A 14,924-nucleotide genomic window follows, 5' to 3' on the forward strand; every position below is an offset into this window, starting at 1 on the left:
ATATTTTTCGAAAGTTGGGTGATAAATTAAAAAAGTTGGTCGATAAACAATCAAAAGTTCTCGATAAATCTCAAAACTGTAGCTCATTAAAGATTTTTGTCGCTGTCGTTACGCTAACGCTCAACTATATTGTAACTAATTTGTAACTGGAGTTTTATATAGTGGATATAGCAACGAAAGCGCTTTCTTTTTAACTTATTATGAAAGGGGTTTTGGGATGAAGAAGCATTGGTTATTTGTGCTTTTATTGATGCTGACGATGGTGATGGTGGCTTGTAATTCGGAGGGGACGAAGGATAGTTCAAAAGGTGATAAGGCTTCGGTGGATGATACAAAGGGAAATACTGAGGAAGGAGGCACTATTAAAATCGGTGTGCTTGCGTCATTGACGGGTGCTCTGGAGTCGTATGGGAAACAAACAAAGAATGGCTTTGAATTAGGGATTGACTATGCTACAGGCGGCACGATGGAGGTTAACGGTAAGAAAATAGAAATTGTCTATGAAGATACAGAAACAAAGCCTGAGGTGGCGGTACAAAAAGCGACAAAGCTATTAGAAGATGACAAGGTTGATTTCTTAGTAGGTTCTTCTAGCTCAGGTGATACGCTCGCTGTCTTACCACTTGCAGAAGAATATCAAAAAATAATGGTGGTGGAGCCTGCGGTAGCAGATAGCATTACGGGCTCAGAATTTAATAAATATATTTTCCGTACAGGACGAAATTCTTCTCAGGATGCTTATGCAGCAGCGGCTGCGATTGCTGGAAAGGGTGTTAAGATCGCAACGTTTGCACCGGACTATTCTTTTGGCTTGGATGGGGTGAAGGCGTTTAAGACAGCTGCGGAAAAGTTAGGCGCAGAAATTGTTTTAGAGGAATATGCAGATCCAGCAGCAACTGATTTTACGTCCAATTTGCAAAAAGTAATTGCTGCAAAACCAGATTATCTATTTATTGTATGGGCTGGTGCAAACTCACCGTGGAATCAAATTGCAGATTTAAAAATTCAAGAAAAGGGCATTAAAATTTCAACGGGTGCACCAGATATTATTGCATTGAAATTTATGAATCCATTAATCGGTATGGAAGGGTTCTCTGTTTATTATCATACGTTACCACAAAATGATGTGAATAAATGGTTAGTGGAGGAACATCAAAAACGCTTCAATGAAGTTCCGGATTTATTTACGCCAGGAGGCATGTCAGCAGCCATCTCTATTGTTGATGCGCTGAAAAAATCAAATGGCGATACAGATGCGGATAAACTTATCGGCATTATGGAAGGGATGTCATTTGAAACACCAAAAGGAACGATGACTTTCCGAAAAGAAGACCATCAAGCTTTACAGTCGATGTATTCTATCCGTTTAGAAAAACAAGATGGTGTAGATTATCCAGTACCAGTGCTAATTCGTGAGCTTAGCCCTGAAGAAACGGCACCTCCGATCATGAATAAGTGAAATTACGAGACAGATATTTTTCTGTCTCTCTTCACCCACTTTCATATGAGAATGGGTGAAAAGAGATAGAAGTACTAGAAAGGAGAATACGATGGAACCCATTTTACGAACAGAAAACTTAACTATTCGTTTTGGCGGACACACAGCTGTCGACCATGTGAATTTTAATATGCCGGAAAAGCATTTGAAATCAATTATTGGACCAAATGGAGCTGGAAAAACAACCTTCTTTAATTTACTTAGTGGAGAGTTAAAGCCGACTGCCGGGGATGTCTATTTTAAGGGGCAGTCACTTGCGCAAAAATCAGCTATTGAAAGAACACGAATGGGGCTAGGGCGCTCTTTTCAAATTACGAATGTCTTCCCGAACCTAACAGTTTTAGAAAATGTTCGTTTAGCTGTGCAGTCCAAGGAGAAAGTTCGTTACCAATTATTTCGCCATTACAAAAGCTATAAGGCGATTACCAAAAAAGCGGAGGAGCTATTAACACTTGTATTGCTTGACAATAAAAGAGATGCTCTTACGACAATGCTATCCCATGGGGAAAAGAGAAAGCTTGAGATTGCTATGCTGTTAGCACTTGATACGGAAATCCTTTTACTTGATGAACCAACGGCAGGCATGTCCTTAGAGGAGGTACCAACGATTTTAGATGTTATTCGCACTATTAAAAATCAAGGTGATAAAACCATTTTGCTCATTGAGCACAAGATGGATATGATTCTAGATTTGTCGGATTCGATTATGGTGCTATTTAATGGCCAGCTTCTTGCAGATGGAACACCAGGGGACATCATGAAAAACGAAACCGTACAAAATGCATATTTAGGAGGTCTGTACGATGAACACCTTACTGAAATTAAATGATGTCCACACATATATAGGTCAATACCATATTTTGCAGGGCGTCAATTTTGAGGCCATAGAGGGGCAAGTAAGTGTACTGCTTGGTAGAAATGGAGCGGGCAAAACGACCACTTTAAAAACGATTATGGGCTTAACGCCTGCTTCAAAGGGCGAGGTAGAATTTCGCTCACATTCTATTAAAAAAAGCCCGACCTATAAAGTTGCAAAATTAGGAATTGGTTATGTACCCGAAAATCAAGGTATTTTTGCAGATTTAACCGTAGAGGAGAATATGAAAGTGGCCATGCGTAAAGAAGATACAGCTACTTTAGAACGACAAAATTATGTGCTGGAGCTGTTTCCGGATTTAAAGAAATTTTGGAAGAAGGCTGGCGGGCATCTTTCAGGTGGTCAAAAGCAAATGCTGTCCATGGCACGGGCATTTATCAATGATAGTAAGTTAATGTTGATTGATGAGCCTTCTAAAGGATTAGCGCCCATAGTGATAGAGAAAGTGATGGAGGCCATCGTTGAAATGAAAAAGCAAACGTCCATCATTCTTGTAGAGCAAAACTTTATGATGGCGAGTCGAATTGGCGATACGTATACATTGATTGATGATGGCAGAACAGTTCATTCGGGCAACATGCAGGATCTTATCCATCATGAAGAACTAAAAAGAAAATATCTTGGAATCGGTTAAAGGTGGTGTACTTTATTGGAGCTATTCGTCAATTTAGTTATTAATGGCCTTGCAACTGGCATGTTAATTTTTTTACTGGCTGCTGGTCTGACGTTAATTTTTGGACTAATGGATGTTTTGAACTTTGCACATGGTGGTTTATTTGTTTGGGGTGCTTATGCTGGGATCTTTACTTATATATACACTGAGAGCTTTCTAATTGGGATTGTAGGTGCCATTGTAACAGGGGCTTTATTGGGGTTTATTACTGAAAAATTAATTATAACACCTGTGTATGGCAATCATATTCAGCAAATTTTAATAACATTAGGGCTGATGCTTGTGCTACAGGAGTTGATTAAAGTTGTTTTTGGTCCAAATGGTGTAGCAGTGAAAACACCGAGATACTTAACAGGTAGCTGGGAAATTGGAGACGTTATTATTATAAAATATCGATTATTTATAATTGTAGTAGGTTTTATCATTTTCGGTATTTTCCAATACATGCTAAAGAAAACGAAAATTGGGCTCATCGTTCGGGCGGGTGTACAGGATAAAGAAATGGCACAGGCACTTGGCATTCATATAAAGCGGGTATTTTTATATGTTTTTATGGTAGGCGCGGCACTAGCAGCACTTAGCGGCATGCTAATGGCTCCATATTCAGGTGTCATCTATGCTGAAATGGGTATGGAGTATGCGATTTTAGGCTTTATCGTTGTCGTAATCGGAGGAATGGGCAGTTTTTCGGGCTCGCTACTGGCAGCAATATTAGTCGGCTTAGCAGGTAGCTTTATGGCTTATTATGTGCCAGTGCTATCACTCGCGGTCAATATGATTTTAATGGCCATTGTCTTAATCTTCCGACCACAAGGTTTATTTGCTATGAGAAAGGAGAGATCAACATGAAAATGAGGTTTTCATTGCAGCATTTATGCTTCTTCCTCATGTTAGCTATTCTAGTGATTCTCCCTTTCGTCAATGATTCAAGGACGCTCATTATTTTATTAACGCAAATCTTTATTTTCGGTATTTTAGCGATGAGCTATGACATTCTCCTTGGTTATACAGGTATTGTGTCGTTCGGGCATGCGATGTTTTTTGGTTTAGGTGCCTACACAACGGCTGTCATGTTGAAACAAATGGAGCCAACACTTTCTACATTTTTATTATCTATCGTTAGCGGCATGTTGCTAGCAGGGGTCATTAGCTTCTTAGTAGGATTACTGACTCTTCGATTAAAAAGTCATTTCTTTGCGATGCTGACATTATCTTTTTCGGGACTATTTTTAGTAGTGGCTGAAAAATGGCGTTCTGTCACATACGGAAATGATGGCTTTACGTTTAGAGCACCCGAAATATTTAGAGATCGAATGACCTTTTATTTCTTCGTGCTGGCATGCTTAGTCGTTATTTTTATTGTCCTATATCGCTTCGTTAACTCGCCAACTGGTCGAATTTTAATTGCTGTTCGGGAAAATGAACAACGAACAAAATCATTAGGCTATAACACTTTGTACTATAAAGTGATTGCATCCGTTGTCGCAGGAACCGTTGCAAGCTTAGCAGGGTCCTTATATGCTGTCTCACTGCGTTTTGTCAATACGAGTGTGATGACAATGGACATTACGTTAGATGCATTATTAATGACGATTATTGGCGGTGTTGGTACATTAGTTGGACCATTACTAGGATCTGCTGTTATCGAATATGCACAGCATGCACTTTCAGGGTTAGCTCGTGATTATCCAATATTTGAACGTTGGATTATCTTCTTTGGGATTCTTTATATTTTAGCGGTTATCTTTTTCCCAAAAGGGATTATTGGATCGCTGCGCATGATGTTTTGGAAATGGCGATTAAAGCACAAGGAAAAAGACCAAACATCGGTTGCCCTGTCGCAGGAAAAGGAGCGATTTGAATGACTGTTGGTATAGTAAGTACAGGAATCTATATTCCGCAAACGAAAATGACATCTAAAGAAATTGCGGAGCTTTCCAATATTCCAGAGGATATTATTCGACAAAAAATGGGTATCTATGAAAAGCCTATTCCTGGTGAGCACGATCATACGGTTCAAATGGGTATATGGGCAGCACAGGATGCTATACGCAAGGCAAATATCGACCCGAAAGACATTGATGTTGTGATTTATATGGGAGAGGAGCATAAGGAGTATCCCTTGTGGACTGCCTCTATAAAAATGCAGGAGGAGCTAGGGGCCGTAAATGCTTGGGCATTCGATGTGCAGTTAAGATGTGGCACGACCATAATGGCGCTAAAACTAGCGAAAAGCTTAATGGCGTCGGATGATACCATTCATACTATACTCCTAGCTGGTGGCTATCGAAATGTTGATTTTATCGATTACAGCAATCCTCGAACACGCTTTATGTACAATTTAGCTGCTGGTGGTGGTGCTATCTTGTTACAAAAAAACTATGACAAAAATCATTTATTAGAGGCAGATATTATGACGGATGGCTCGTTCTCAGAGGATGTAGTCGTGCCTGTCGGTGGTACAAAAAAACCTTTGACGCCTTTTGATTTAGAAAATCATTTGTATCAGCTTGATGTGATCGATCCAATTGGAATGAAGGAGCGCTTAGAGCAAAAATCTTTAAGCAATTTTTTGAAGGTTATTCGAACATCCTTGGCGAAAAGTGGGTTAGCTGAGGGGGATATTGACTATTTAGCAATGCTTCATATGAAAAAATCTGCTCATGATTATATTTTATCTGAACTCGGCTTACAGCAGGAGCAATCCATCTACTTACGAGAGTATGGTCATATCGGACAAATTGATCAAATATTATCATTACAGCTGGCGTTAGATGAAGGCCGTATCCACGATGGAGACATCGTCACACTTGTTAGTGCAGGTATTGGCTATGTCTGGGGAGCTATTACGATTCGATGGGGATAAGGGGGAAGTGCAATGTTAAAAACTGTTCAGCTATCAAATGGAGAAACAATTGCTTATCGTAAACGCCAAGGGGGAGAACGTGTTTTATTACTTATTCATGGCAATATGACATCCTCTAAACATTGGGACGTTCTAATCGATGAATTGGATGAAAAATATACAATTTATGCGATGGATTTACGGGGCTTTGGTGGTTCATCTTATCATAAACCAATTTCCTCGATTGAGGATTTTAGCGAGGATGTGAAACTTTTTGTAGATGCCATTCAATTGAAGCAGTTTGACATGATTGGCTGGTCAACGGGCGGAGCTGTATGTATGCAGTTTGTCGCTCAATATCCAGGCTATTGTCAGCAACTTATATTACTAGCCTCGGCATCTACGAGGGGCTATCCATTTTACACGGATTTAGGTACTGGCAATCAAGCAGCATTAAAAAGGGCTGTTACCTATGAAGAAGTACTCGTCGATACATCTAAAACAAAATTAGTACAAGGCTTCTATGATTCGCAAAATGTTCAAGGCTTACAGTCGGTCTGGAACGCACTTATTTACACCCATAAACAGCCTAGCCCAGAACACTATCAGACATATGTAGAGGATATGCTGACGCAACGAAATTTAGCTGAAGTTTATCATGCATTAAATGTCTTCAATATAAGTGCTGTTGATCATGAGGTCACAAAAGGTACTCATGAGGTACAACAGATCACTATTCCAGTTTTAGTGTTAAGAGGGGATCGTGATTACGTCATAACAGAAGGAATGAATGACGAAACAATGCTCGATTTAGGTGCAAATGCGCAATTTGTCAGCTTAAAAGACTGTGGTCACTCTCCGTTAATAGATGACTTACCACAGCTTACTTCTGAAATTGAAGCTTTTTTAGAAATTGGGGGAAAAAAATATGCGTTTAAACAATAAAGTTGCCATTATTACAGGGGCTGCGAACGGGATTGGCTATGCTGCTGCTGAACGATTTATTGAAGAAGGTGCATTCGTTGTCATTGCAGATTTTAATGAGGATGCTGGTGTTTCAGCCGCCCAACATTTAGGGAATCAAGCATTATTTGTGCAAGTAGACGTTGCAGATAGAGAGAGCGTTCAGAACTTAGTGGCAACAGCCATAGAGCAAATGGGCCGAGTTGATATTTTAGTGAACAATGCAGGTATTACACGTGATGCAATGTTAACAAAAATGACGGAAGAGCAGTTTCACCAAGTGCTTGATGTGAATTTGACTGGCGTTTTCAATTGTACGCAAGAGGTCATTCCACATATGATTGCTGCCGGTGGTGGCAAAATTATAAATACATCTTCTGTTAGCGGTATCTATGGCAATGTCGGCCAAACGAATTACGCTGCCACAAAAGCCGCTATTGTCGGCATGACAAAAACTTGGGCGAAGGAATTGGGGCGCAAGGGGATCAACGTGAATGCGGTGGCCCCTGGCTTTACAGAAACAGACATGGTGAAAAAAATGCCAGAGAATGTGCTGGCACAAATGCGCTCCATCGTGCCATTGCAAAGATTAGGGACACCTAGAGATATTGCCAATGCCTATTTATTTTTAGCATCTGATGAGGCTTCCTATGTCCACGGTCACACGCTTCATGTGGATGGAGCAATTATGATGTGATAAGGAGGCTTTCGAGATGTTTGTAGAGCAATCCTGGATATTAAAACGTGCATCGCTAACACCTAAACGTCTAGCATTGGTGAACCTAGAAACAAAGGAGCAGTGGACTTATCAGCAATTAACAGAGGAAATTACAAAATGGAGTCATTTTTTTGAGCGCCGGAATTTACAGGCGGGGAGTCGTGTAGCCGTATTTGCGAAAAATCACATCCAGCTTTTTGCTGTCTTATTTGCCTGTGGATTACGAGGACTTATCTACGTGCCATTGAATTGGCGTATGAGTACGAAGGAATTAAATGATATTTTGATAGATGCTGCGCCTTCTTTACTGCTTTACGATGAAGAAATGAATTGTCCTGTATCTTTCGAAAACATGCATTCTCTTCGTTTAGCTAGTGAAGAAGCTGTTCTCAACATTCGAGAAGTTGACATGAATGATCCTTGGCTAATGATTTATACAGGGGGCACAACTGGCAAGGCAAAGGGTGTTGTACTATCCTTTAATTCTGTGAATTGGAATGCTATCAATACTATTATTAGCTGGGGCTTGAGTGATAGTGATTGTACGTTAAATTATATGCCGTTGTTTCATACAGGAGGTTTAAATGCACTATGTATACCGCTGCTAATGGCTGGCGGTACAGTTGTTATAGGGGATAAGTTTGAGGCAGAAAACGCTCTTAAGGCGATTAATCAGTACAAGACAACGATTTCGCTTTTTGTGCCAACAATGTACCAAGCGATGATTGCGACGGATTACTTTCAAAAGAGTAGCTTCCCTTCAGTGAAAGTATTTTTATCAGGGGGAGCACCATGCCCGTATCCTATATATGACGCATTTTTTATGAAGGGGCTATTTTTTAAAGAGGGCTATGGTTTAACAGAAGCGGGGCCAAATAATTTTTATATTTCTCGAGAAGCAGCCTATTTGAAAAAAGGTGCCGTGGGGAAGAGTATGCAATTCAATGAAGCTAAAATTATCAATAGTGCAGGAGAAAGCTGTCCACCAAACGAAGTGGGAGAGCTATTGGTTAGAGGAAAGCATATGTTTCGATTTTACTGGAATAATCAACAGGAGACTGAAAAAATCATTCAAGATGGGTGGTTAAAAACCGGCGATTTAGCACTGATGGATGAGGATGGGGACTTTTATATTGTCGGTCGCAGTAAAGAGATGATTATTTCTGGTGGAGAAAATGTTTATCCGCAGGAAGTAGAGCAATGTATTTTACGCCATCAGCTAGTGCAAGAGGTTGCAGTGATTGGAGTGGCTGATGACTATTGGGGAGAAATTGTGACGGCCTTTATCGTTTGTCAGGATAAGGAAGATACTTTATTAGAAGAAATCAAAGAAATCTGTAGCAAGCATCTAGGCCGCTACAAAATTCCAAAAAAGATCATTTTTATCGATGAATTACCAAAAACAAGTGTCGGGAAAATTGATAAAAAAGCATTACAAATGCATGTGAAGGCCGCGAATTAAGCCATTTCGCTTTGGAGTAATGGTAGTTACCGCTTCGCTTTCGCTAAAAGTTTTTTATTGAATGCTGATGAAAAACGCTTGGATATCCAGGCGTTTTTCAGTTTTATAAATGAAATGCTTCCTTAATGCTCAAAGCAACTTCTTCTACACTCAAGTTTGTGTTGTTGATCTTGAGATAGTTTGCATATTTTAACTTCTTTCAGCGGATGTTTAACCATCCGCTGAAAGAAGTTAAAGCCTCCGGCGGATGTCACGGAATCGGCAAGGGAGTTCTTTGTGCAAGCACAAAGCCGATTCCGGAACAATTATGCCAAGGCATAATTGATTTCGCTCTCTAATGAATTTAATCTGTATTTTTCCATCGAGCTTTTCAAGTCTTGTTTTGACCATTCAATATTTCTTTTTGAAGGTTTATGCTCAAGTCGATTACCACTTTTATTTCGTTCCAGTCTTTCTACTACATCAGCTTCAAGCTCTACAAAGTAGACAGTACCTCCTCTAGATTCAAAAAGCTGAGCGAGATCGTCCACATAGTCCCAATCCTCCTGCATATCAAAAGCCCAGACATAAGTAAAAATTAAACCATACAAATTACTTTTCGATACTTCTTCAAATATTTCCTGACGAAACAAATTCACTAATCTTTTTCCTTCAGTCGTACCATAACCAAAAAAATGACCAACTAAATCGATCGTCATATGGTTATGAAAAAGTTTCAAATCTGTTATTTTAGCTAATTCCTGTCCAACAGTCATTTTCTCCACTGCTTGAGGACCAAACATTGGAAAGCGTCAAGTCGGAATGGAAATCAACCCACGTTGTGAATTAGTAAATTGCCCTTAACCACTACACTAACATCTAATATATATTAAAAATGTTAATTTGATAAGGTATTGAAACTATTTGTAGAATAATGTTTAATAAACTTGGCTTATATTTTATACATAATATTCCTAATAAATATGAGAAAGGAGAGACAAATTATTGCGCACTTTTAAAATAAGTACAAAATTTAATTTGCTTTTAGTGGGAGTCATCATATTTTTAAGCGTTATGATTGGATTTGTATCCCATATACAAATAAAACAAATTATGCGTAACAATTTTGAGCAGAGCGTAACCAACATTTCAAAGGTAGGTTATAAGCTGCTAGAAGAACGATTTAAGGGAGACTGGGCTATAAAAGATGGGGATCTTTATAAAGGGGATACAAAAATCGTTAATCAGGAAGCCTTTGTAGATGAGGTAGGAGAAAGTATCGATGGTGGTGTAACTATTTTCCAAGGCACAAAAGGACTTATCACCAATCTAAAGCTAAATGGAGAACGTTTAGTTGGCAAAGATGCTGATCCAATAGTCGTTGAAAGTGTAATGAATAAAGGGGAAACCTTCATAGGTGAAGCAGATGTAGTAGGAACGAAATATTTAACACTCTATTCACCCATTAAAGATGCAAATGGAGACATTATTGGAATGTGGTTTGTCGGTGAAACGATAGATGGGGTTAATGCTATTATTTTTGCATTTATCGGTAAGCTTCTCATTGTATTGTTCATCGGAGCTGTCATTGCTGTATTAGGAAGCTTCCTTTTCACAAGAGCATTTGTGAAGCCGCTCCGTGAAATAAATAATCAACTACATGACATTGCGGATGGAGAAGGAGATTTAACAAAACAGCTACAAATTAACTCCAAAGATGAGGCAGGTGAGCTTGCGCAATCCTTTAATAAAATGCTGACAAGCTTACAAGTATTAATGCAACAAATAGCACAATCCTCTAAACAGGTTGATGTATCCTCTGATGGTTTAACAACTAAATCACAGCAAACGGCGGATATGACGAGACAGCTAACATCAACATTAGAAGATTTAGCTGATGGTTCAAAAACTACATTACATAGCACAAGTGATAGCTTAACTGCCATGCAGGAAATGGCGATTGGTATCCAACAAGTAGCTGAAACCGCTTCTACGGTTTCAGATGCTGCTGATTTAATGAGTGATGAGGCTGCACAAGGAAATGACTCTTTGAATCGTGTATTGAATCAAATGACAATTATTAATGAATCATCTGACAATGTAGAGGCGCAGGTCCGTATATTAGGAGATCAGTCACAGCAAATTGGCAATATCGTTGATGTAATTACAAGCATCGCTGATCAAACGAATTTACTTGCCTTAAATGCAGCCATTGAAGCGGCTCGTGCTGGAGAACAAGGAAAAGGCTTTGCGGTCGTTGCGGATGAGGTTCGTAAATTAGCAGAACAATCAAAGGAATCTGCTGATCAAATAGCATCACTAATTCATTCTATTCAAAATGATACGGCCAATGTTATTACGGCTATTTCTAGTAACTCGAAAGAAGCTGCAGCAGGTATGGATGTTGTAGATGATACAAAACTGGCTTTCCATAAGATCATGCAGTCGATTAAAGGGGTTAGTACACAGTTGCATGATATCTCTGCTGTGACAGAGCAAATGTCTGCAAGTGTTGAAGAAGTGACTGCGTCCACGGAAGCAATGGCACGCATCGCAAACAAGGCAACTGAAAGTACGGAGCACGTTACGTTAACAGCGAAGGAACAATTAGCTTTCATAGACAATATGGCTTCTTCAGCCCAAGAGATGGCACAACAGGCAGACGAGCTTCAAAGCTTATTAAAGAAATTCCAATATTAGTGATGTTGAAAAACGGTGATATCCTAAAGATTTGAAGGACAAACAAGTACAAAAAGGGAACAGTTTTTTCTAACGAACACGCCAATAAAATTTGATTAAAAGGATAGAAGAGCGTAGATAAATTCGCTCTATCTATCCTTTTTTTACCACAAATGATCCTATTTACTTCAACAACTAATTGTTCGTTATCATTCTAATGTTACGGTAATTCAAAAAGAAGTTTATATCAAAGTACATTAAAGCCTATTTCTTAGCCTCTAAGTAATAAAAGATATAGGCTGTTTTCTAAAAGATTGTTGCTATTTCAACTAACGATACAGGATAGCTCAATAAAGAAATTGTAAATATTTAAAACAAATAATTGGGAAATATATGTTAATATAGTTATTTGATACATAAATATGGATTGAATAATTTAAAGGGGTATATTTATGAAAATAGTAGAAAAGTATGGAAAAGTAATAATAGACAACTTTGAATTTTATGGTCAAATTGAACAAGATAAATATTGTTCTAAATGCAAGTTTAATTTAGTATATTACGATAATTTCGATGCTTATTTTTGCCCTAAATGTAATAGTTGGACTGAATCAAAATGTAGTGACCCTAATTGCAAATATTGCCCTAACCGACCAGAAAAACCTTTAACTCGCAAAAAGGCGTAAATAAACAAACGGAGCAGAATTAAAATCAAAATAAAATTCAAAGATAAACAAGATGGTATAAGATTGCAGTTATTGAACTAACAGGAGCTTTAGTGCATTAGCGAACTCAAACATGTATAAAATTCTTTACAGTAAGTTGGAGCTTTTGTGTAGAACATGAATTTGATGAAGAAGATGGTTAATATATTTGTGTTGAATTGAAAAAGTACGAAAATATTCCACATGATATGGTAACTCTAACAACCCCTCCGCAAAAATATGCGGTTTTAAGACATAAAGGGGGCCAATTTTAAAATAATGGATGCCTATAAGAATCTACTTATGTGTACTGAAGCGAATAAATATCAAAGACTTAAAAATAAATGGCATTTAGAAATATTTCATAGCTAGGAAGATAGCGAAAATTTAGATGTAGAGCTATTAGATACCATTGAGTAAAGACACGATATAAAGGGAAAATCACTGTTTATCGTTATTTTTAAAAAATAGTTGCGCTAGTTGATATTTATTTTTTCACAAAGGTTCCCATAATACGAACATATCAGTAAAATAGAGTAGGTTAGGGGGACTGTATTTTGAAAGATCAACGCTTTAAAATTGCGCATCGAGAGGCGCTTATCGGTATCGGGCTTGTTATCGTTAACTTTGCGATTTGGTTTGGCTTTGCCTATGGACTAGGCTCTGGTGATCCAACAAGCTACAAGTATGTATTCGGTTTCCCGGCATGGTTTTTCTATAGCTGTATTGCAGGGACAGGCTTTATGATTATGTTAATCTGGGTCGTCATGAAACTCTTTTTCAAAGAGGTACCATTTGACGATGAGGAGGTGGATCAATAATGCATTGGCAAGTTATTGTTCCTCTGCTATTATTTTTAGTCATCATCTTTGGTATTGGGATCTGGTCAAATAAGCATGTACGATCTTCCAATTCATTTTTACAGGAATACTTCCTTGGTGGTCGTGAAATGGGCGGCTTCATCCTTGCAATGACAATGATTGCTACTTACGGTAGTGCAAGTAGCTTTATTGGTGGTCCAGGCGTTGCTTACACGAAAGGGCTTGGTTGGGTATTACTGGCGATGGCTCAGCTTCCTGCTGGTTATTTTGTTTTAATGATATTAGGGAAGAAATTTGCTATTATCGCAAGACGTTATCAAGCCATCACGTTAATAGACTTTTTACGAGAACGCTATAAGAGTCATGCCATTGTTATCCTATCAGCCATTAGCATCATTATCTTTTTATTTTCTGCAATGATGGCACAATGGGTAGGTGGTGCTCGATTAATTGAATCATTAACTGGCTTAAACTACACAACTGCACTCTTTATTTTTGCGATTTCTGTACTAGCTTATGTTATTATTGGGGGATTCCGTGCTGTTGCATTGACGGATACGGTGCAAGGCTCGATTATGGTCATTGGAACAATTATTTTATTAATTGGGACAATCATCGCTGGTGGAGGAATCGATAATATTATGACCTCACTTGTCGCTGAGAATCCGAATCTTGTGTCTCCATTTGGAGCAGAAGGAGAATTAACGCCATTATATGTTTCTACATTTTGGATTTTGATAGGTGTTGGAGTTGTGGGGCTTCCACAAATCGCAGTTCGTGCTATGAGCTATAAAGATTCAAGAAGTATGCATTTAGCCATTATCATTGGCACTATTGCCATTGGGACAATTATGTTTGGGATGCATCTAATAGGTGTTTTAGCTCGTCCAGTGATACCAGGTATTGAGATTGGTGATAAAGTTATGCCGCTGCTGACGTTAAAGGTTTTGCCGCCATTTTTAGCTGGCATTGTTTTAGCAGCACCCATGGCAGCAACGATGTCTACAGTCAACGCGCTACTTATGCTTGTAAGCTCTACAGTAGTGAAAGATATTTACTTAAATTATATAAAACCAACAGCTAATGATACGGAAATTAAACGTGCAAGCTTTATTGTTACAGCCGTGATCGGTTTAGTTGTTATCGTATTTGCACTAAATCCACCAGACTTATTAGTATGGCTTAATTTATTTGCTTTTGGCGGACTTGAGGCAGTCTTTATTTGGACCGTCGTATTAGGACTATATTGGAAAAAGGCCAATAAATATGGTGCAATTGCGTCAATGATTTCGGGTATGTCGTTATATATTATCATTGATCGTTTTTATCCTTCTGTCTTTGGTATGCATACTGTGACAATTCCGATTGCCGCTTCATTATTGATATTTGTTATTGTCAGCTTATTAACGAGCCATAAATTTAAAGAAGAAAAATTATTTATCTAACTTATAAAACGCCGTAGAGTGAATATCTACGGCGTTTTATATTGTAGAAGATAAGAGATGGATAGAACTTTCGAAATGATGGATAGAACGTCCAAAGTCGTGGATAGATAGAATCTCTGAAATGATGGATAGAACGTTCAAAGTGAAGGAAAGACCCTCCGAAGTGAAGGAAAGAACCCATGCCGGATAGCCTCTCCGAATTAAAGGATTGAGCAACCAACGTTTATAAACAAGCGAAAACGCCGTAGAGATAAAGTATC

Annotated in this window: 13 protein-coding genes and 1 pseudogene; 13 read left to right on the forward strand and 1 reads right to left on the reverse strand. The window is 38.5% G+C overall.

The genetic code is table 11. From position 1 onward, the window contains the following. Positions 1-217 precede the first annotated feature (217 nt). From ACIQLB_RS09280 to ACIQLB_RS09320, 9 genes are all read left to right on the forward strand, one after another. The gene (locus tag ACIQLB_RS09280) at positions 218-1,459 is read left to right on the forward strand and encodes a substrate-binding domain-containing protein (RefSeq protein ID WP_400724186.1); all 1,242 of its coding nucleotides are present in this window, start codon (positions 218-220) and stop codon (positions 1,457-1,459) included. A gap of 91 nt (positions 1,460-1,550) precedes the next feature. Next, positions 1,551-2,327, forward strand: coding sequence for an ABC transporter ATP-binding protein (locus ACIQLB_RS09285; RefSeq protein ID WP_400724189.1), 777 nt, complete (start codon positions 1,551-1,553; stop codon positions 2,325-2,327). Further along, positions 2,302-3,009: an ABC transporter ATP-binding protein gene (locus tag ACIQLB_RS09290; RefSeq protein WP_400724192.1), complete on the forward strand. Its 708-nt coding sequence runs from the start codon at positions 2,302-2,304 to the stop codon at positions 3,007-3,009. Before ACIQLB_RS09285 ends, ACIQLB_RS09290 begins: the two co-directional genes overlap by 26 nt. 15 nt (positions 3,010-3,024) lie before the next feature. Further along, a complete protein-coding gene (locus ACIQLB_RS09295) occupies positions 3,025-3,897 on the forward strand; it encodes a branched-chain amino acid ABC transporter permease (protein ID WP_400724195.1) in 873 nt (290 codons plus the stop codon). A gap of 2 nt (positions 3,898-3,899) precedes the next feature. After that, positions 3,900-4,913 (forward strand): branched-chain amino acid ABC transporter permease, encoded by a 1,014-nt coding sequence (locus ACIQLB_RS09300; RefSeq protein ID WP_400724670.1) that lies wholly within the window; start codon positions 3,900-3,902, stop codon positions 4,911-4,913. Continuing rightward, the gene (locus ACIQLB_RS09305) at positions 4,910-5,914 is read left to right on the forward strand and encodes a 3-oxoacyl-ACP synthase (protein ID WP_400724198.1); all 1,005 of its coding nucleotides are present in this window, start codon (positions 4,910-4,912) and stop codon (positions 5,912-5,914) included. The genes ACIQLB_RS09300 and ACIQLB_RS09305 overlap by 4 nt, the downstream gene beginning before the upstream one ends. A gap of 12 nt (positions 5,915-5,926) precedes the next feature. Then, on the forward strand, positions 5,927-6,838 hold the full coding sequence (gene phaZ / locus ACIQLB_RS09310) for an intracellular short-chain-length polyhydroxyalkanoate depolymerase (protein ID WP_400724201.1): 912 nt from the start codon (positions 5,927-5,929) through the stop codon (positions 6,836-6,838). Then, a complete protein-coding gene (gene fabG / locus ACIQLB_RS09315) occupies positions 6,822-7,553 on the forward strand; it encodes a 3-oxoacyl-ACP reductase FabG (RefSeq protein WP_400724204.1) in 732 nt (243 codons plus the stop codon). Before phaZ ends, fabG begins: the two co-directional genes overlap by 17 nt. Before the next feature lie 16 nt (positions 7,554-7,569). Further along, the gene (locus tag ACIQLB_RS09320; RefSeq protein WP_400724207.1) at positions 7,570-9,036 is read left to right on the forward strand and encodes a class I adenylate-forming enzyme family protein; all 1,467 of its coding nucleotides are present in this window, start codon (positions 7,570-7,572) and stop codon (positions 9,034-9,036) included. A gap of 323 nt (positions 9,037-9,359) precedes the next feature. Here ACIQLB_RS09320 and ACIQLB_RS09325 read toward each other — a convergent pair. After that, positions 9,360-9,818, reverse strand: a pseudogene (locus ACIQLB_RS09325) (DEAD/DEAH box helicase family protein); the annotation flags it as partial. A gap of 202 nt (positions 9,819-10,020) precedes the next feature. On the opposite strand from ACIQLB_RS09325, the gene ACIQLB_RS09330 reads away from it, so the two are divergent. The 4 genes from ACIQLB_RS09330 (at position 10,021) to panF (ending at position 14,664) form a co-directional block, all read left to right on the forward strand. Further along, positions 10,021-11,715, forward strand: coding sequence for a methyl-accepting chemotaxis protein (locus ACIQLB_RS09330; protein WP_400724210.1), 1,695 nt, complete (start codon positions 10,021-10,023; stop codon positions 11,713-11,715). A gap of 431 nt (positions 11,716-12,146) precedes the next feature. Further along, entirely contained in the window at positions 12,147-12,380 is a 234-nt protein-coding gene (locus ACIQLB_RS09335) for a hypothetical protein (protein ID WP_400724213.1), read from the forward strand. Positions 12,381-12,955: 575 nt separating this feature from the next. Then, entirely contained in the window at positions 12,956-13,219 is a 264-nt protein-coding gene (locus ACIQLB_RS09340) for a YhdT family protein (RefSeq protein WP_400724216.1), read from the forward strand. Next, positions 13,219-14,664: a sodium/pantothenate symporter gene (gene panF / locus ACIQLB_RS09345; protein WP_400724219.1), complete on the forward strand. Its 1,446-nt coding sequence runs from the start codon at positions 13,219-13,221 to the stop codon at positions 14,662-14,664. Before ACIQLB_RS09340 ends, panF begins: the two co-directional genes overlap by 1 nt. Positions 14,665-14,924 lie beyond the last annotated feature (260 nt).

Source organism: Lysinibacillus sp. NPDC092081, from assembly GCF_044755845.1.
GTDB lineage: Bacteria > Bacillota > Bacilli > Bacillales_A > Planococcaceae > Lysinibacillus.